Genomic DNA, 647 nt, shown 5'->3' on the forward strand with positions numbered 1-647 from the left:
CTCGCCGGCCTCGCCGGCTCGCCGGCTGCCGCTGAGCAGGCGCTGCGCGCGGCCGGGGTCGACCCCGGGGACCGCGGCGAACGTCTGGGCATCGAGGCCTTCGCCCGGGTCGCCGAGCACCTGCCCACCCGTGCAAGAGTGGACCGGTGACCACCTCGACCACGGCCCGCGAGGTGCGCGTCCGCGCACCCGGCAAGATCAACCTCGCCCTCGCCGTCGGGCGCCGTCAGGAGGACGGGTACCACCCCCTCGCGACGGTCTTCCAGGCCGTCTCGGCCTACGAGCAGGTCACGGCACGCGAGGCCGAGACGCCCTCCCTGAGCGTCTCGGGGGAGCAGGCGGACCTGGTCCCCACCGACGCGAGCAACCTCGCCCTGCGCGCCGCCCACCTCCTGGCCGAGGCCACCGGTGTGGACCCTGGCGTGCACCTGCATCTCGACAAGGGGGTTCCCGTCGCCGGGGGCATGGCCGGGGGCTCGGCCGACGCCGCGGCCGCCCTGCTCGCCTGCGACGCGCTGTGGGGCACGGGCCTGTCGCGTGAGCAGCTCCACGAGCTGGCCGCCGAGCTCGGCTCGGACGGGCCCTTCGCGCTGCTGGGTCAGACCGCCGTCGGGCGCGGCCGGGGGGACCTGGTGGCGCCGCCCCTG

The 647-nt window shown here is 77.0% G+C and carries 2 pseudogenes; both read left to right on the forward strand.

What is annotated here, in order from left to right:
* Window positions 1–150, forward strand: a pseudogene (locus L0B03_RS18805) (16S rRNA (adenine(1518)-N(6)/adenine(1519)-N(6))-dimethyltransferase); the annotation flags it as partial.
* Window positions 147–647 (forward strand): annotated as a pseudogene (locus L0B03_RS18810) (4-(cytidine 5'-diphospho)-2-C-methyl-D-erythritol kinase); the annotation flags it as partial. The pseudogenes L0B03_RS18805 and L0B03_RS18810, both read left to right, overlap by 4 nt.

The organism is Actinotalea sp. C106 (genome assembly GCF_023630195.1).
In the GTDB taxonomy this organism is placed as follows: domain Bacteria; phylum Actinomycetota; class Actinomycetes; order Actinomycetales; family Cellulomonadaceae; genus Actinotalea.